This is a genomic window from Cupriavidus sp. HY129, assembly GCF_059492215.1.
Map to the genome: position 1 here is coordinate 1,206,736 of NZ_CP083254.1, position 16,625 is coordinate 1,223,360.

Genomic DNA, 16,625 nt, shown 5'->3' on the forward strand with positions numbered 1-16,625 from the left:
CTTCATGCGCGCGCATCCACAGACCACCTGCATACTCGTGATCGGCCTGTGGTGCGCTACGGCCATCTCGGCCGAGGTCAATCAAGCAGACGACAGTGAGAAGCAAGGGTGGATTGACAGGCTTCTCAACAAGCTCGGCGCGTCCAAGGAGGTGGACGTCAGCAAGGGCATCGACTGGGGCGTTCTGCCCGGGCCGTTCTATAACCCGGAGATGGGGTTCGGAATCGGGGCGGCAGCGATCGGACTCTACAAGCCCAAGAGTGCGGAGGCGGAGACGCAGCTTTCCACGCTGTCGATCCGCGGCTTCGGCACTGTCAAGGGGGCTTACGGCATATCGGTCGAGAACAATACGTTCTTCGCGGACGATAGCTACCGCGTCACAATCGAAGCGGACCTCATCAACATGCCGACGGCATATTGGGGTATCGGCTACAACAACGCCATCGACAGCGCCAACAAGGAATCCTATACGCGCCAAACCGTGGCGCTACAGCCAAAGATCCTGTTCCGGGTCGCGCCGAACGTCTATATGGGGGCTGGATATAGCCTGCAGTATGACAACGCCACCAAACTCGAGCGTGGCGCGGAAAGCGCGCTGGCGACGGATCCACACGGTCCGCGCGTGCTGAGTTCCGGGATCAGCGCGCATTTCTCCTATGACACGCGCGACTTCATCCCGAATCCCTACCGTGGCGAGTCGTTGCTGGCCAATGCCACGGTGTATCGGCGTGCACTGGGCAGCGATACTGACATGGAGAATCTCGAGATCACCGCCAACAAGTATTTCCGGATGCGCGAGCGCGATGTGCTGGCGTTCGATCTCTACGGGAACTTCAATTTTGGGGATGTGCCGTGGGACATGATGGCAACGCTCGGTAACAACAAGCGCATGCGCGGCTACTTTCTTGGCCAATTCCGGGACAAGGTCATGGCAGGCGTCCAGGCGGAGTACAGATGGCACATCGTCGGGCGGCAGGGCATGGTGTTCTGGGTCGGTACGGGGGCAGTGGCTCCCAATCCGGGCGCGCTCACTTCCGCGCACTGGTTGCCGAATGCTGGTGTCGGATACCGTTTCGAATTCAAGCCGCGCGTGAACGTTCGCTTTGATGCCGGCGTTGGCCGCAACACGAAGGGCGTCTATTTTCAGATCAACGAAGCGTTCTGATGATGTCACGCTAGCGCCGGCCGTACTTCTGCCGTATTTCTCGGGCGCGGCATCGCCCCGACAGGCTACGCCTTGTCGATGGCTGCTTCAGCACTTGAGCGGGACCTGGGGCGATAGAGCCTGTCCTTCATCACGGGCCCTCCAGTCAGGCGCGAGGCATGGCCGCAACATGTAGGTGGCACACACGCGGCCAGCAATGGTCCTTGGTCCAATAGACGAAAGGAATCGATCGGATTTCCATGTTGCAGACACGCGGGAATTGAAGCGAACTACGGATCTGGGTGGGCGTATGAGAGATGTCGCTTTCAGGCGGAGTTCCTTACTGCTGGCAGCCATGTCCTTGCTGCTCTCGTTCCTCCCGATCTGTGCGAGTGCACAATCGGGCTCGCCGAGCTTTCGCGACCCGGAAGACGGGGCGTTTGATCTCAGCAACTATCTACTCGAACACAAGGGTGCGTTGCCCGTCCCGTTTGTGATTACCGAGCCGGCGGTCGGATTCGGTGTCGGTATCGGGCTCCTGTTCTTCTCCGAGTCCCTCGCGGAAAGCGAGACACGAGCGAAAGAGCTTGGGCAGGAGCGGGCGCCGCCGAACATCACGGTGCTCGGGGGTGCTTACACCGATAACGGTACGTGGGCAGGCGCGGTCGCACACTTCCATAGCTGGGATAACGACAGATACCGCTATCTTGGTGGTGTCGCCAAAGTCGATGCGAATCTGGATTACTTCGGCGTGGCAAATCAGGCGCGTGCGTATGAACTGGATGGGATCGGACTCTTCCAGCAGCTACTGGTCCGCATTGGAAACAGCCGATGGTTCGCTGGGCCACGCTATATCTTTTTCGATGCCAACGCGACCTTCAAGTTCGGACAGAACCCGTCTGATGTGACCGGTCAAGGTCGGGACCAGCGTATCAGCGCGGCGAGCCTTGTGATCGACTACGATTCTCGGGACAACATTTTCTTTCCTAACCGCGGCAGCTTTGCCGAAATCGAAACCCAATTCGCTCGCGACGGTATAGGCAGCACACAGAATTACAACATGTATGCGGCGCGCGGCTACACTTGGCTACCTCTTGGTAAGGCATTCGTCCTGGGACTCAGAGCGGACACGCGTTTCTCGACAGGAGACGTACCGTTCTTTGTCCAGCCCTATATTGACCTTCGTGGCGTAAAGAAGGCGCGTTACCAGGACCGCAACGCCATTGCCACGGAGGTCGAATTGCGTTGGGATATCCAGCCGCGATGGTCTGTCCTTGGATTTTCGGGACTCGGCAAGGCTTACGGCCGGCAATCTTTCTCGGACGCGGAAAACGTGGTCAGCGTAGGGATGGGCTTCCGATACCTGATAGCCAGAAGACTTGGACTTGCGATGGGCCTCGATGTCGCGCACAGCAAGGATCAGAACGCCATATATGTTCAGGTGGGGACCGCCTGGCATTGAGAGTGATCACGGGGCCGGGCACATTGCATGGTGACACTCGACTCGGGAGGTAACGCGAGCGGGGTGAGAACTCCTCTAGCGGCGAATGTCGGGAGAGGATTTGCAATTCTTTATCTACGTGGCGGATGCCGACACGATAGCCCGACGCCATTCTTCGGCATCACACGGTATCGAAATAGCCGAGCCCCCACATCACATATCCATCGATGCGATGGATACCAGCGCATCACGATCCAGGATCTCGATTTGCGAGTAGGCGATCGAGACAATGCTGTCGTTCTCGAACTCCTTCAACTCCTTGTTGAGGCGCTGTCGCGACACGCCGACCAGGGTAGCGAGTTCATCTTGCGAGAGCTTGATGGATAGCGCGACGGTGTTGCCGCGCGGTAGGCCGTAGGCCGGCAGTAGCGAGAGCAAGGCGCGTGCAAGCCGGGCCTTTGCGGGCGAGAGCGCATGCGCGGCCACGCCGTCATAGAGTGAGCGGGAGCGGGCACAGAACAATTGCAGCAGCGATTGTCCCAGGCCCGTGTCATTTGCCAACGCCTCGGCGAACGTGTTCTTTGGTACCAGCAGGACAATGCTCTCGCCGTGGGCCCGCGTGTCGTGAATGGAGTGCTTGCCATCCAGGATCGGGATCACGCCTTGTATCTGCCCCGGTTCCATGAAGCGGACTACGTAGCGCTTGCCTGTGCTTGTCTGCACGCCAACTTCCAGGCTGCCGCGCAAGACGACGATCAGTGACTCCATCGGCTTGCCGCGCGTGGTCAGCATCGCTCCATCAGGGCATACCTCGATTCTGCCGGCTGCCAGAAAACGCTCGAGGGTCTGCGCTGAGCATCTCTCCAATACCGCGGAACGACGCAAAACAGCTTCGGCAAGTGCCCGATATGTGGTGGATGGGTTTTGTGTCGTCAACGTGACAGATTGCTGCGCCGCGTCATACCCAGAATGGGCATCACAACGACAGAGCGAGGCAAAGGTGAGTACACAAAATCATAGCATTGCAGCTACCGCGTTTATTGCGGCGCTGGAACGCAGTGGCGTCGACCACTTCGTCACCGTGCCGGATTGGATTCAGTGGGCGCTCCATGCCCGTATCGGTGCGGGAGTCGATGGCATTCGGGAAGTCATCTGTGCCAACGAGGACCAGGCCGTCACCACGGCCGCCGGACTGACCATCGGTGGCAAACGCCCGGTCATCGCCGTCCAGAACCAGGGACTCTATGCCTGCGTCAACACCATTCGCGCGGTAGCCCTCGACGCACGCATTCCCACCGTTTTCCTTGTTGGCCAGTTCGGCCGCGAGTTCTCCAACTTTGGCGCCAACCCGGCGGAATCGCGTCGCAACATGGTGCGGCTGCTGGAGCCGGTGCTCGACGCGCTGGCCGTGCCGCACTGGCGACTCGAACGACCGGAAGACCTGGCGTGCGTGCAAACCGCATACGAACAGGCGCATAGCCAGCGCGGTGCTGCGGCCTTGATCGTGGGTGCACCCATTGGATGGAACTGAGACCTGTCATGCGAATTCTCGAAGCTTGCAAAGCAATTGAAGCGGCGCGCGATGGCGCGGTTCTGGTGACGACCATGGGGTCGATGTATATGTTCGATGCCCTGGGCGTCAACGCGGGGCGAATCAACTCCGTGCCGTTGATGGGCGGTGCGTCTGGTCTCGGCCTTGGCCTGGCCCTCGCGAAGCCCGAGCGCATGGTGATCGTGGTGGATGGAGATGCGAGTCTGCTGATGCAGCTTGGCAGCCTGGCGACCGTGGCAGGACAGCAGCCGCGCCGGTTTGCCCACTTCGTCGTGCACAACGGCAGCCAGTTCACGGGCGGTGTGAACCTGAAGCTTGCGTGCGAAGACACCATGGATTTTTGTGGCATGGCGCGTGCGGCGGGCTATCGCCATGTTGTACGCGTCGATAGCGTTGCTGTCCTGCTGGACGTAGTGGCCCAAATGCATGACGTGGAAGGGCCGGCATTCTATGAACTCTGCGTGGAGCAGGAGCCGCCACGATTTGACGCGGAGAATCCACAGGCGGAGATGCCGGACCGGCAGTTCTCGAGAATGGGTGCCGAAGCCGTGGCGCTGGCGGCGTGGTTGCAGGAGCGCTAGGCGATGAGCAACTTCGATTTCATCGTCGTCGGGGCCGGTTCCTCAGGCGCGACGCTTGCGACCCGGCTCGCGGAGCGCGGCTCCGGCAAGGTGCTGCTACTCGAAGCGGGTGCTAGCCGGGAGCGCGACTTCTGGGTGCGCGTCCCCATCGGTATCGCCAAGTTACTGTTGAATCCGCGCTACGTATGGCCATTCAAAACGGCGGGCCAACGCCATCTGGAGGGTCAGGAAATCTATTGGCCGCGCGGACGCATGCCTGGCGGCTCGAGTTCGGTCAACGGCATGATCTACGTCCGCGGGGAGCCTGCCGAGTTCGACCATTGGGCGGCGCTCGGCAATCCGGGATGGAGCCACGCGGAACTGCTGCCGTATTTCAAGCGACTGGAATCCACCATGGTTGGATCGGACGCATATCGCGGGCGTAGCGGACCCATCGGCGTGACGTCGCTGGCGCATCTGGGTCATGAGCTTTCGGAGGGCTTCATCGACGCGTGCGAGGCCGGCGGCATCCCCCGAAATGCCGACTACAACGGCGAGCAGTACGAGGGGGTTTCCTATCTGCAACTCTCCACGCGCAATGGGCAACGTTGCAGTACCGCAATCGGCTACCTGCATGGACGGGTGAATGCGAAGATCGACCTGCAGGTCGAGGCGACGGTGACACGCATTCTCTTCGATGGCAAGAAGGCGGTCGGCGTCGAGTATGTCCAGGCTGGTGTTACCCGGAAGGCGTATGCCAGCCGCGAGGTCATCCTCAGTGCCGGGCCGATCAAGTCACCGCAGATCCTCGAATTGTCCGGGATCGGCAATGCGGAATTGCTGCGCGAGCATGGCATCCAACCGCGGCATCACCTGCCCGGCGTCGGCGAAAATCTGTCGGATCATCTGCAATGCCGGATCACGTACGAATGCACGAAGCGCATCACGCTGAACGATACGCTTTCGAGCCCACTCCGGCAGCTATGGATGGGCGCGCGTTACATGGTTACACGCAAGGGCATGATGGCGACACCGTCGGCCACCGTACACGCGCTGGCACGGACCGCACCGGCGCAGACGCGTGCCCAGGTCAAGGTGCAGCTTCACCACCTGAGTGGCATGGATCGCTATGCCCGCACGAAGGGGTTTGGTCTGGACGCGCATCCGGGTTTCTCTATCGGCTTCTTCCAGTTGCGGCCGGCATCCCGGGGCAGTCTCCATATCGCCAGCGTGGACCCGCACGCGGCGCCGCATATCGATCCCGCGTACTTCTCGGCGGAGAGCGACAAGGCGGTGATGCTTGAAGGCATTCGCCTGGCCCGGCGCATTGCCAGCCAGCCGGCGCTCGCTTGCTACATCAAGCGCGAAACGCGCCCCGGTGCGGATATTCGCTCGGACGACGAACTGCTGGCCTACATCAGGAAGGCGGGGCAGACCTCATGGCATCCGATCGGGACATGCAAGATGGGCAACGATCCCATGGCAGTGGTGGGCGCCGACCTGAAGGTTCACGGTGTCGCCAATCTGCGCGTGGTGGATTCCTCGATCATGCCGACCATGCCCTCGTCGAACACCAACGCCGCCTCCATCATGATTGGAGAGAAGGCTGCAGACCTCATCCTTGGCAAGACGACCTGACTCAGGGCGTCGACGGAGTACGTGAGATGACTACCAATCAATCGCGCTCGCATGGCGAGCAATCAATGGGCACGACCATGCAGGGACAAACATTCAAGGGCCGGATCGGCAAGACGCTGAAGGACTCCGAGCCGTGGTGGCCAGCCCGGCGTGAGGCGCTGCCGGGCACGCCCAACGTCGTGGTGGTGCTGCTCGACGATCTTGGGTTCTCGGATTTCGGTTGCTATGGAAGCGAGATTCGGACGCCCAACATCGACGGGCTCGCACAGGCGGGGCTGCGTTTCGTCAACTACACGACGGTGCCGATGTGCACGCCGGCGCGGGCGGCCCTGATGACAGGCAAGAACCCGCATGCGGTGGGATGCGGCTGGCTGACGCACAACAATCCCGGGTATCCGGGCTATCAGGCCGGCGAGATTGCGAAGGAGGCGCCCACCATGGCCGAGTTGCTGCGGGAACGCGGCTTCTCGACCTATGCGGTAGGCAAATGGCACAACACCGCTGACTACAACGTGACACCGTCGGGATCGCGCGATGCGTGGCCGCTGCAGCGGGGTTTCGATCGCTTCTATGGCTTCCTCGCGGCGGAGACTAACTATTTCGCTCCCGGGCAACTGATCGAGGGCAATAGCTTCATCGACGTTGAAGAGTATCCGGAGGGTTACTACTGCAGCGACGATTGGACCGACAAGGCAATCCACTGGCTCAAGGACCATCAGGGTGCCAGTCCGGACAAGCCATTCTTCCTGTACCTTGCCCACAACGCCCCGCATGTGCCCTTGCAGGCCAAGCCGGAGGACATCCAACGCTATGCGGGAGCCTATCACCAGGGCTGGGACCAGACCCGGAAGGAACGCCATGCGCGCCAGGTCGCCGACGGGCTGATCCCGGCAGACTGGCAGCTATCGGAGCGAAGCCCCAACATCCCCGCCTGGGAGACGTTGGATGCCGACACACGCCGACTCTATGCCCACTACATGGAAGTTTATGCCGCGATGGTTGACAACATCGACCAGAACGTCGGGCGGCTGGCGGACTTCCTGCGCGATGCGGGCATGCTCGATAACACCATCTTCATCATCACCTCGGACAACGGCGCTTCGTCAATCGGAGGGCCGCAAGGCGCGGCAAATATCTTCGAGAAGCGCGTCTCGGGAGCCGAGCCTAAGGGGCTGGCAGAGTCGATGATGCAAGACGGCAAGCTCGGTGGCGCGCATTCATACGCGGCCTATCCGGTCGGCTGGGGCAACGCGTCGAACACGCCATTTCGCTTCTACAAGCGCACACCGATGAATGGCGGCATCCGTGTGCCATATGTCATGCACTGGCCACGGGGCATTGCGGACGCAGGCGCCATCCGCCGGCAATGGATTCACGTGACCGACACCTTGCCGACGTTGCTCGAACTGGCCGGCGTCCGCTACCCGGAGGTCTTCAACAGTCTGCCCACCGGCGGCATGAATGGGAGATCGTTCCGCAAGATGCTGGCGGAGGCCGGACACCCCGCCGCGCGGGATCGCCAGCACTATGAACTGGAGGGCAATCGGGGCTATATCCGGGGGCAATGGAAGATTGTTTCGTTGCAGCCTCCAGGTGCGGCCATCGAACTGGACAACTGGATGCTGTTCGACCTTGCCGCCGATCCGACCGAGTGCGAAGACGTTGCCAAGGAGCATCCTGAACTGCTGGCGGCGCTGATCGCGGAGTTCGAAGCGGATGCCGAGGCCAACTACATCTACCCGCTCGACAACCGGGACAACCGTCGGGCGCTCTCTGTGCCACCGTTCCTGGAGAAGGCAAACGCGAGTGCCAGGACGTTCTATTCCGGGACATCGACGGTGCCGACCGCTATCGTGTCGCCGCTGATTGCGGACCGGGACTACGATCTCGAATGCAATTTCTCGTATGAGAGCGGGCAGGAGGGGGTGCTGCTTGCGTTCGGGAACTCCTTTGGCGGTTTGACCATCTTCGTGCAGCAGGGCCAACTTCACATCGTTTACAACGGTGGTCAACGACAGGCCGAACTTGCCGGGCAGCGACTGTCCGCCGGTGACCACGTGCTGGCCCTGGCGCATCGGGCCACGGGCGGGCGGCGAGGTGTCGGCGTCATCAGCCTGGACGGTGCACCGGTCGGTGATCTGGATATGTCGCCAACCATCGTGAGACTCACGGGTGAGGGCCTGGACGTGGGCTGCGATCGTCGGCTGAAAGTCAGTGACCGCTATGGCACGCGCGGTGCATTCCCCTATGCGGGAAGCATCCGCTTCGTTCGGCTCACACCAGGACAGCAGGCGGTAGACAGTCTGGCGAACCGTCCCGAACGCCTCGCACAGATCGACTAGCGAGCCATGCTTCCGCGCTGCAAGCCCAAAACAAGAATGGAGACCAACATGCCTATGACGCACCGCCGCCGCGTGATGTTCGCGCTGGCCCTGTCCGCGCTGACGCTGCCGTTTGGCGCACGGGCAACTGAAAACTGGCCGACCAAGGCCATTCGCATCATCGTTCCGTACCCGGCCGGAGGCGGTCCGGACATCTCGGTCCGCAAGCTTGCCGAGATCATGGGCAGGCACCTGGGCGTTCCGGTAATCGTCGATAACAAGCCCGGAGCTTCCGCCTTGCTCGGCACTCAGGTTGCGGCCGCGGCCGCGCCCGATGGCTACACGGTTGCTTACATCACGTCGGGCCTGGTGACCGTCGAGGCCATGACCCACAAGATTGACCTGTCCAAGGCTTTGCAGCCGGTGGCCAAGGTCAATACCTCGGCATTTGTTGCGGTAGTGCCCTCCAACTCGAAGTACCACACCCTGCAGGAGCTGATCGGTGCCGCCAAGGCACACCCTGGGTCACTGAGTTACGGCTCGGCCGGTGTCGGATCGCCTGCGCACATGGCAGTCGAGTACATGAAGCGGAGCGTGTCGGGGCTGGAGTTCCTGCATGTCCCTTACAAGGGGGCCGTGGAGTCGATCAATGCGATGCGTAGCGGGCAGATCGACTTCTCCATCATGGTGCTTTCCTCGGCGCTGCCGCAGATCAAGGCCGGTAGCCTGAAGGCACTCGCCGTGACCACGCCCGCCCGAGTGCCGCAACTCGCCAGTACGCCGACCTTCGTCGAAGCTGGTGTGCCGCGCTATGGCTTCTCCTCGTGGGGGGGCTTCGCGCTGCCCGCGGGCACGTCGCCGGCCATTACACGGAAACTGTTCGCTGCGATACAGGCTGCGGCACATGACCCCGGATTTCAGTCGATTCAGGAGAACCTGGGGTCGGTGACGGACGTCAGTAGCTCCCCGGACCAGTTCCGCGCGGAACTGAATGACGCCGTTCGCGCGGAGGAGTCGGTGGCAAGGACCATCGTCCAGCAATAGCGCATCACATTCCCATCGATACACGTGTCCATCCGCCGACGATCCGTAGGCGGAGGGCATCGCTCGTCCGCAAGCTATCGGCCGCAAGAGCCGAGGCTCGTCTGCGAACCGCACGACACGAGCAACGCACAGCCAGAACCACAATAGAGGAGGAGAGACCTTATGAAGAAGATGATGGTTGCCACGCTTGCCACCGCAACGATGGCCCCGTTCGCGCACGCACAGTCATCGGTGACGTTGTATGGCGTGGTGACAACGAGTCTGCAGTACGTGAACCGGATGCAGAACACCTCTGGTGGCGTGCTCGCGCCGGGTAGTGGTTCGACCTTCCAGATGAATTCTTCCGGCATCGCACAGTCGCGGTTTGGGCTGCGCGGGGTGGAGGACCTGGGCGGTGGCTTCAAGAGTCTGTTCGTCCTGGAGAACCAGTTCAACACCGACAATGGCCAGCTTGGCGGCGGGCTGATGTTCGGCCGCCAAGCCTTCGTCGGGTTGCAGAATACCTATGGCAGGCTGACGTTCGGGCGTCAGTACACGTCAAGCTTCCTGACGATGGGCAGCTTCACCCCGGTGGCCTATGCGCCAGAGTTCGAGCCGGTGGTAGGCATCTCCGGGCCAAATTTCCGGGAAAGCAACATGGCGCAGTATCAGGGGGTGTTCGGCCCGGTCACCGCCACGGCGCATTGGTCGTTCGGAGAGCGCGCGGGTACCTTCGCCGCCGGGTCGGCCTACGGTGTGGGTGTTTCGTATCTGAACGATGTATTCGGCGTCGCGCTTGGGTACGACGAAGTGAAAACACTGAATACGGCACAAGTCGCTGGCAACTCGACGTCGAACGACTACGGCCGTGACATGCGCGCCACGGTGGCAGCTAGCTACATGCTCGGGCCAGTGAAGCTGGTCGCGGGATATCGCTGGGGGAACTCAGTGGCGCCGTCGACCGGCACACCATCGCTGCTGCCACATCGGGACAACATGTACTGGGCTGGTATCAACTGGTATGCGACTGGCGCACTCAAGCTGACGCTGGCGTACTACTACGACGATATCAAGGATGCCACCATCGGCGGTGTGCATACCAATCCGAAGAACCTGCAGCAATATCTGGCGCTGGCGGATTACAACCTCTCAAAGCGCACCGACGTCTTCCTTGGTGTCATGTACGCCCGCAATGCCTCGCTGAACTGGGACAACATCACGTACTTGCCGAATGGCCAATCCATCGGCTATTCACCCGCTACCTCTCAGGTCTACTACAAGACGCCAAGCTCAAGTGGACAGCTTGGCGTGTCAATGGGCATGCGGCATGTCTTTTAGGCATTTTTGGCGATGAGCCAGGTCAATGCCTGGGTCCTTGCCGGGAGTCTGTGCTTCCATCAGTGCAGATTTCCGGCGCAATGTCCGTTCGCAGTTGGAACCGGCCTTCGCGGGCCACACCGCCGCGTGTCGCCTCTTGGCCGAGCGAGGGGCCAGGCAGCACCCGAACTAGCCAAATCGATCTCGATTTGCGGTTCTCGACAGCAGCAACTCATTTGCTGAATCGAGGTTGCCGGTGTCTGGAACGATCGCGCCTGCGTGGATGAGCCGCTTGGCTCGCCAGAGTGGGATGCGATCGATGATGGAGGCGTTCTCTGGGGTCATCACGGCAACGTGCACAACATGCAGGGTAATCGGTGATCGCACCGTAACGAGGCGATGGCCCGCTGCCATCAGACCAATGATTCTGCGCTGAAGAATGGAGTTACCCACTTCGGATACTTGAGCGATGACGGGAGGATCCATGCTGCAGTCCTTTTTCCCCATGCAGTTGACATCTGATGCCTCGGTCTTCGCATTTCGTGCCACGATGCCGTGGCAGATCGCCTGGCAGTACGGGACATCAGCCCAAGTTGCATTCAGGCAACGCAGATAGATGGAGGCGGCAGATAGAGGGAGACAGCAGGGCCCGCATGTCGACTTCGATCGCTACAAGCTGGCCCCGCCGACGGCGCTGTTGGTGTTGCCGCACTCGTCGCTTTGGGGGCTTTGAAAATTTGGCTTGAAATGCAACAAGGTTGCATTTAAGATCTGTTTGCAACAATGTTGCATTAACCGATCGCCCGCACCTGGCAGGATGCCTTGCGGGCAAGCCAATTCCCCATGCTTCCAGCCAAGCTTCCTGTCACCGTGCTCTCGGGCTTCCTCGGCGCGGGCAAGACCACCTTGCTTAATCACATCCTCCATAACCGTGAGGGTCGTCGCGTCGCGGTGATCGTCAACGACATGTCCGACGTCAACATCGATGCCGCGCTTGTCCGGGATGGCGGCGCCAATCTTTCGCGGACGGAAGAGACATTGGTCGAGATGAGCAATGGGTGCATCTGCTGCACGCTGCGCGAAGATCTGCTGCTGGAAGTCGACCGGCTGGCGAGGGAAGGGCGATTCGACCAACTGGTTATCGAATCGACCGGGATCTCGGAGCCCTTGCCGGTGGCGGAGACCTTTACGTTCGAAGGCGAAGATGGCCGTAGTCTCAATGAGGTTGCCCATCTGGACACCATGGTCACGGTGGTCGACGCCTTCAATTTCCTCCGCGACTACGGTTCGCGCGACAGTCTGCAATCGCGCGGCGAGTCACTGGGCGAGAAGGATGCGCGCACCGTCGTGGACCTCCTGATCGATCAGGTCGAATTCTGCGATGTGCTGGTCTTGAACAAGGTCGATCTGATCGTCGACGCGGACCGCGAGCGCCTCCTGGCCATTCTGCGCGCGCTCAACCCCAGGGCACGTATCGAGATCGCCGAGTTTGGCCGGGTGCCTCTCGATCGGGTGCTCGACACAGGTTTGTTCGATTTCGAGGAAGCATCGAAAGCGCCCGGCTGGTTACAGGAAATGCGCGGCAAGCACGTGCCTGAGACCGAGGAATACGGCATTCGCAGCTTCGTCTACGGCGCCCGTCGACCATTTCATCCTCAACGCTTCCACGCGTTTGTCGCGGCCGAATGGCCGGGTGTGGTGCGGTCAAAGGGGTTCTTCTGGCTGGCAAGCCATCCGACGCTCGCGGGAACCTGGTCTCAGGCTGGCGCCGTTGCCAGGCACGGTCCGGCCGGTTACTGGTGGGCCGCGGTGCCGCCCGAGCGCTGGCCGGACGACCCGGAGTCCGTTGCCTTGATTCGCGCCAAATGGGACGACAGCGTCGGCGATGCGCGTCAGGAGATCGTGTTGATTGGTGTCGACATGGACGAGTTCGAACTTCGTAGATGTCTGGACGCCTGCCTGTTGACGGACGACGAGATGGCGCAGGGTCCTGATGCGTGGACCACCTGGCACAACCCCTTTCCTGACTGGCCCTGACACTTGGGGCTCCCCATGCGCCTAGGACATTGGGGATGCCTTCCCAATCCGAACGAAAGCATGAGCGCAGCCCTTCCCGACGTTTCCTTGACCGAAGTCTCCCCGACCTTCACCCCGCTGGAGTGGGTCGGCATGCAGGGCATCGACCTGCCAATCAGGCTTGTCGAGCCTGGCTATCGGCGTCAGTTGCACGCCCGCGCGGACATTCATGTCGACCTGCCCGCGCCCAGGGTCAAGGGGATCCATATGTCTCGCCTGTACGCGCTGCTGGATGCGCCGGACGATGGCGCGGGTCTTTCGCCCATCCGCATACGGCAATTGCTTGAAGCGGTGGTGGACAGTCATCGCGATTGCGAGACAGGCGGCGCGCGGCTACGCCTGCGTTTTGATCTGCTAGTCCGTCGCCCCGCATTGGTCACGGAAGGCATTGCAGGATGGAAGTCGTATCCGGTACGGCTGGACGCATCGCTGGTTGGCAATGTCTTTGCGCTGACGGCTCGGGTAACGGCAGGCTACTCGTCGACTTGTCCGTGCTCCGCGGCATTGACCCGGCAACTGGTAGAGCGAGGGTTTGCGAAGGCGTTCGCACATAAGCGTCATGTCGACGTCGCCGAAGTCTCGGCCTGGTTGCGGCAACACGGCACGCTGGCGACGCCACACAGCCAGCGTAGCGAGGCGTCGATCACTGTGGATATTGCCGTCGATTCGCCAAACCTGGAGCTTCTCGACCTGATCGACCACATCGAGCGCGCGCTTGGCACGCCACTACAGACTGCCGTCAAGCGTGCCGATGAGCAGGCATTCGCCGCGCTGAATGGCCAGAATCTCATGTTCGTTGAAGACGCTGCGCGCCGCATTCAGGTCGCGCTGGACGGACGTTTCGCGAATCCCAGGGTTCACGTTCGGCACCTTGAGAGTCTCCATCCTCATGATGCGGTGGCTTGGGCGGCGCCGTTGCAGGCGAAGCATGCACGGGAGGTGGCCGCATGACTTCCGCGCTCAGCCTCTACAACTCGCTGACCCGCAAGAAGGAGCCCTTGCGGACCGGGCAGCCGGGCCGCGTCGCGATGTATGTCTGCGGGCCAACGGTCTACAACTTCGCGCATATTGGCAATGCCAGACCGGCTGTTGTCTTCGACGTGCTGGCGCGGCTACTGCGCGAGCAATACGCAGAAGTGGTCTACGCTCGCAACTTCACCGATGTGGATGACAAGATCAACGCGAGCGCGGCGGCGGAGGGCGTGCCTATCGGCACCGTTACTGCGCGCTACATCGATGCCTACCACGAGGACATGCGGGCGCTGGGCGTGTTGATTCCTGACCTGGAGCCGCGCGTCACCGAGCACATCCCCGCGATCATTGCCTTGATACGGCGGCTGATCGCAAACGGGAATGCCTATGTCGAACAGGATCATGTCCTGTTTCACGTGCCGTCCTTTCCCGCGTATGGCCAGCTTTCGGGTCGCCGGCCTGAGGACATGCTCGCCGGCGCACGCGTCGAGGTCGCACCATACAAGCGCGATCCGCTGGACTTTGTCCTCTGGAAGCCGTCCACTGCCGAGCTTCCGGGTTGGCCGAGTCCGTGGGGACGCGGGCGACCAGGTTGGCATATCGAATGCTCAGCCATGATCGGGCAACACCTGGGAAGCACGATCGACATCCACGGGGGCGGCCAGGATCTGATATTCCCGCATCACGAGAATGAGATTGCCCAGGGCACTTGCGCGAATGGCGAGTTGTACTGCCGCACCTGGGTTCACAACAGCTTCGTTACCGTGGACGGCCAGAAGATGTCCAAGTCGCTCGGCAACGTTCTGCTGCTGCGCGATCTGCTGGGGCAGGCGCCGGGGGAGGCGATACGACTGGCGTTGCTTTCGGCGCATTACCGGCATCCGCTCGACTGGAACGCGCAGCGCCTGCTGACGGCGCGCCAGACCCTGTCGCGCTTCTACCGGGGGCTGAAGACAGTTGAACACATCGAGATCTCGCCCGGCGAAGAGCCTGACGAGGAGGTAATCGCGGCCCTCAACAATGACCTGAACATTCCGGGTGCGCTGGCGCGACTCCACGTGTTGCTCGCCGAGCTGGAAAAGGCAGGTACCGATGCCGGCCGATCCGTGGCCAAGGCGCGGGTGACGGCGTCGGGACGGTTGCTCGGATTGTTCCAGCAGGATCCAAACTCCGCGCTCCAGGCACTGGCCGGGCCAGCAGACATCCATGGTCTCGCCACTGCTGCGGACGCGGCACGGATCGACCATCTGGTCGCGGAGCGCGAGCAGGCCCGCAAGCGCCGCGACTTCGCACGGGCAGACGCACTGCGTGAGGAACTTGGCGCGGCCGGTGTCCTGGTTCACGACACGGCCAATGGGAGTACCTGGACCCTTGTCGATGGAACTCCAGCATAAGGGCGGCGGGCGCACGTGACGAAGGCATGCTGATTCGCAAGCTCTTCCGCTTCGAGAACGCCCATATCGTGCGCGGATGCAGCACGAGGCGCTGCTCGCATTCCATCCACGGGCATTCGTACAAGATCGAGTTACTGCTGGAGGCACACTCACTCGACCATGGACAGATGGTCTATGACTTCGGCCTGCTCAAGGGCGGCGCGTTTACGCTGATCGACGCCTTCGACCATGCGGTCACGCTATGGACCGGCGACGACCCAGCGTATCTGGCATCCATGCGCCAGCATTCAGAGCGTTGGGTGTTGATACCGGTGTCGCCAAGCGCCGAACAATTCTCAAGGTTGTTCTTCCGGCTGGTGGATGCGGTGCTAGCCACGACCGCCTTGCGCAATGGCGAGGGAGACGTGCGATTGCACTCCGTCATCGTCCATGAAACGGAGACCGGCTATGCGCAGTGTTTCCGTGAGGACGCCGAGAATCCCCGCATGGGGCGCATCGAGCTTGAATCCATCGTCTTCGCGCCCGCCATCACGGCGCAATGGTGCGACCCGGCGTTGTTCGAACGGTTAAAACGCGCGTGCGGATTAGCACGCCAGGAATCCGCTACATGATCAGAAAGAACCCGAGCGGCGATCTGCCGCAGATTCACCCGAGCGCCTTCGTTGACCCGACGGCCGTCCTGTGCGGCAAGGTGGTTGTTGCGGAGAACGTATTTATCGGTCCCTACGCGGTGATTCGTGCCGACGAGGTAGATGCCAATGGCCAGCTTGAGCCGATCCTGATTGGCGCGCATTCCAACATACAAGACGGCGTCGTCATCCATTCCAAGTCTGGCGCGCGGGTATCGATCGGGGAACGCACCTCGATCGCGCATCGTGCCATCGTTCACGGTCCGTGCCGGGTCGGTAATGGGGTGTTCATCGGATTCAATAGCGTGCTATTCGACTGCGTCGTGGAAGACGGCTGCGTGGTGCGATTCAACGCCGTGGTCGATGGCTGCCATCTGCCGGCCGGCTTCCATGTTCCGTCGACGATGCGCATTGGACGATCCACAGACCTTGCCACACTCCCCAAGGTGTCCGTCGACGCCAGCGAGTTTTCCGAAGACGTCGCACTGACCAACAACGCGTTGGTGCGCGGATACAAAGCCATCCAGAACGAGTTCTGAAACATGTCGGTTGCTCCTA

The 16,625-nt window shown here is 61.3% G+C and carries 15 protein-coding genes; 13 read left to right on the top strand and 2 right to left on the bottom strand.

Annotated features, from left to right (window positions below; all coding sequences use genetic code 11):
- Positions 1 to 4: 4 nt before the first annotated feature.
- Together K6G35_RS05605 and K6G35_RS05610 are read left to right on the top strand one after the other, a co-directional pair.
- The gene (locus tag K6G35_RS05605) at positions 5 to 1,165 is read left to right on the top strand and encodes a BamA/TamA family outer membrane protein (RefSeq protein ID WP_008644561.1); all 1,161 of its coding nucleotides are present in this window, start codon (positions 5 to 7) and stop codon (positions 1,163 to 1,165) included.
- A 334-nt stretch (positions 1,166 to 1,499) separates the two neighbouring features.
- Complete coding sequence (locus tag K6G35_RS05610) at positions 1,500 to 2,606, top strand: BamA/TamA family outer membrane protein (protein WP_008644562.1); 1,107 nt, start codon at positions 1,500 to 1,502, stop codon at positions 2,604 to 2,606.
- 192 nt (positions 2,607 to 2,798) lie between these two features.
- On the opposite strand, the gene K6G35_RS05615 is transcribed toward K6G35_RS05610, so the two are convergent.
- Positions 2,799 to 3,377 (bottom strand): Crp/Fnr family transcriptional regulator, encoded by a 579-nt coding sequence (locus K6G35_RS05615; RefSeq protein WP_008644564.1) that lies wholly within the window; start codon positions 3,375 to 3,377, stop codon positions 2,799 to 2,801.
- A gap of 208 nt (positions 3,378 to 3,585) precedes the next feature.
- Here K6G35_RS05615 and K6G35_RS05620 point away from each other — a divergent pair, with 208 nt between their 5' ends.
- The 6 genes from K6G35_RS05620 (at position 3,586) to K6G35_RS05645 (ending at position 11,017) form a co-directional block, all read left to right on the top strand.
- Complete coding sequence (locus K6G35_RS05620; RefSeq protein ID WP_008644566.1) at positions 3,586 to 4,116, top strand: thiamine pyrophosphate-binding protein; 531 nt, start codon at positions 3,586 to 3,588, stop codon at positions 4,114 to 4,116.
- A gap of 8 nt (positions 4,117 to 4,124) precedes the next feature.
- Positions 4,125 to 4,718 (top strand): thiamine pyrophosphate-dependent enzyme, encoded by a 594-nt coding sequence (locus tag K6G35_RS05625; RefSeq protein ID WP_008644568.1) that lies wholly within the window; start codon positions 4,125 to 4,127, stop codon positions 4,716 to 4,718.
- A 3-nt stretch (positions 4,719 to 4,721) separates the two neighbouring features.
- Positions 4,722 to 6,335 (top strand): GMC family oxidoreductase, encoded by a 1,614-nt coding sequence (locus tag K6G35_RS05630; RefSeq protein ID WP_286880998.1) that lies wholly within the window; start codon positions 4,722 to 4,724, stop codon positions 6,333 to 6,335.
- A gap of 26 nt (positions 6,336 to 6,361) precedes the next feature.
- On the top strand, positions 6,362 to 8,677 hold the full coding sequence (locus K6G35_RS05635) for an arylsulfatase (protein WP_008644572.1): 2,316 nt from the start codon (positions 6,362 to 6,364) through the stop codon (positions 8,675 to 8,677).
- A gap of 48 nt (positions 8,678 to 8,725) precedes the next feature.
- Positions 8,726 to 9,700, top strand: coding sequence for a Bug family tripartite tricarboxylate transporter substrate binding protein (locus tag K6G35_RS05640; RefSeq protein WP_234818977.1), 975 nt, complete (start codon positions 8,726 to 8,728; stop codon positions 9,698 to 9,700).
- Positions 9,701 to 9,862: 162 nt separating this feature from the next.
- Entirely contained in the window at positions 9,863 to 11,017 is a 1,155-nt protein-coding gene (locus K6G35_RS05645) for a porin (RefSeq protein WP_035881817.1), read from the top strand.
- Between the two features lie 168 nt (positions 11,018 to 11,185).
- Here K6G35_RS05645 and K6G35_RS05650 read toward each other — a convergent pair whose 3' ends face one another.
- Complete coding sequence (locus K6G35_RS05650; RefSeq protein WP_040011230.1) at positions 11,186 to 11,482, bottom strand: hypothetical protein; 297 nt, start codon at positions 11,480 to 11,482, stop codon at positions 11,186 to 11,188.
- Between the two features lie 357 nt (positions 11,483 to 11,839).
- Between K6G35_RS05650 and zigA the strand changes: the two genes are divergently transcribed.
- Genes zigA through K6G35_RS05675 form a run of 5 tightly spaced genes read left to right on the top strand, consistent with a single transcriptional unit; the run spans position 11,840 to position 16,606 of the window.
- Positions 11,840 to 13,033, top strand: coding sequence for a zinc metallochaperone GTPase ZigA (gene zigA / locus K6G35_RS05655; protein ID WP_035881818.1), 1,194 nt, complete (start codon positions 11,840 to 11,842; stop codon positions 13,031 to 13,033).
- A 60-nt stretch (positions 13,034 to 13,093) separates the two neighbouring features.
- Positions 13,094 to 14,023 (top strand): GTP cyclohydrolase FolE2, encoded by a 930-nt coding sequence (folE2, locus tag K6G35_RS05660; RefSeq protein WP_495676180.1) that lies wholly within the window; start codon positions 13,094 to 13,096, stop codon positions 14,021 to 14,023.
- On the top strand, positions 14,020 to 15,438 hold the full coding sequence (gene cysS, locus K6G35_RS05665) for a cysteine--tRNA ligase (protein WP_495676181.1): 1,419 nt from the start codon (positions 14,020 to 14,022) through the stop codon (positions 15,436 to 15,438). Before folE2 ends, cysS begins: the two co-directional genes overlap by 4 nt.
- A 26-nt stretch (positions 15,439 to 15,464) precedes the next feature.
- Complete coding sequence (locus K6G35_RS05670) at positions 15,465 to 16,049, top strand: 6-pyruvoyl trahydropterin synthase family protein (RefSeq protein ID WP_495676182.1); 585 nt, start codon at positions 15,465 to 15,467, stop codon at positions 16,047 to 16,049.
- Complete coding sequence (locus K6G35_RS05675; RefSeq protein WP_008650594.1) at positions 16,046 to 16,606, top strand: gamma carbonic anhydrase family protein; 561 nt, start codon at positions 16,046 to 16,048, stop codon at positions 16,604 to 16,606. The genes K6G35_RS05670 and K6G35_RS05675 overlap by 4 nt, the downstream gene beginning before the upstream one ends.
- The last annotated feature ends 19 nt before the right edge of the window (positions 16,607 to 16,625 follow it).

What these genes read in the sequence shown, in the direction of transcription:
- K6G35_RS05615 (WP_008644564.1), bottom strand. Translation starts at nt 3,377, where the DNA reads ATGCTGACCACGCGCGGCAAGCCGATGGAGTCACTGATCGTCGTCTTG.
- K6G35_RS05675 (WP_008650594.1), top strand. Translation starts at nt 16,046, where the DNA reads ATGATCAGAAAGAACCCGAGCGGCGATCTGCCGCAGATTCACCCGAGC.
- K6G35_RS05625 (WP_008644568.1), top strand. Translation starts at nt 4,125, where the DNA reads ATGCGAATTCTCGAAGCTTGCAAAGCAATTGAAGCGGCGCGCGATGGC.
- K6G35_RS05645 (WP_035881817.1), top strand. Translation starts at nt 9,863, where the DNA reads ATGAAGAAGATGATGGTTGCCACGCTTGCCACCGCAACGATGGCCCCG.
- cysS (WP_495676181.1), top strand. Translation starts at nt 14,020, where the DNA reads ATGACTTCCGCGCTCAGCCTCTACAACTCGCTGACCCGCAAGAAGGAG.
- zigA (WP_035881818.1), top strand. Translation starts at nt 11,840, where the DNA reads ATGCTTCCAGCCAAGCTTCCTGTCACCGTGCTCTCGGGCTTCCTCGGC.
- folE2 (WP_495676180.1), top strand. Translation starts at nt 13,094, where the DNA reads ATGAGCGCAGCCCTTCCCGACGTTTCCTTGACCGAAGTCTCCCCGACC.
- K6G35_RS05605 (WP_008644561.1), top strand. Translation starts at nt 5, where the DNA reads ATGCGCGCGCATCCACAGACCACCTGCATACTCGTGATCGGCCTGTGG.
- K6G35_RS05670 (WP_495676182.1), top strand. Translation starts at nt 15,465, where the DNA reads ATGCTGATTCGCAAGCTCTTCCGCTTCGAGAACGCCCATATCGTGCGC.
- K6G35_RS05630 (WP_286880998.1), top strand. Translation starts at nt 4,722, where the DNA reads ATGAGCAACTTCGATTTCATCGTCGTCGGGGCCGGTTCCTCAGGCGCG.
- K6G35_RS05650 (WP_040011230.1), bottom strand. Translation starts at nt 11,482, where the DNA reads ATGGATCCTCCCGTCATCGCTCAAGTATCCGAAGTGGGTAACTCCATT.
- K6G35_RS05610 (WP_008644562.1), top strand. Translation starts at nt 1,500, where the DNA reads ATGTCCTTGCTGCTCTCGTTCCTCCCGATCTGTGCGAGTGCACAATCG.
- K6G35_RS05640 (WP_234818977.1), top strand. Translation starts at nt 8,726, where the DNA reads ATGCCTATGACGCACCGCCGCCGCGTGATGTTCGCGCTGGCCCTGTCC.
- K6G35_RS05635 (WP_008644572.1), top strand. Translation starts at nt 6,362, where the DNA reads ATGACTACCAATCAATCGCGCTCGCATGGCGAGCAATCAATGGGCACG.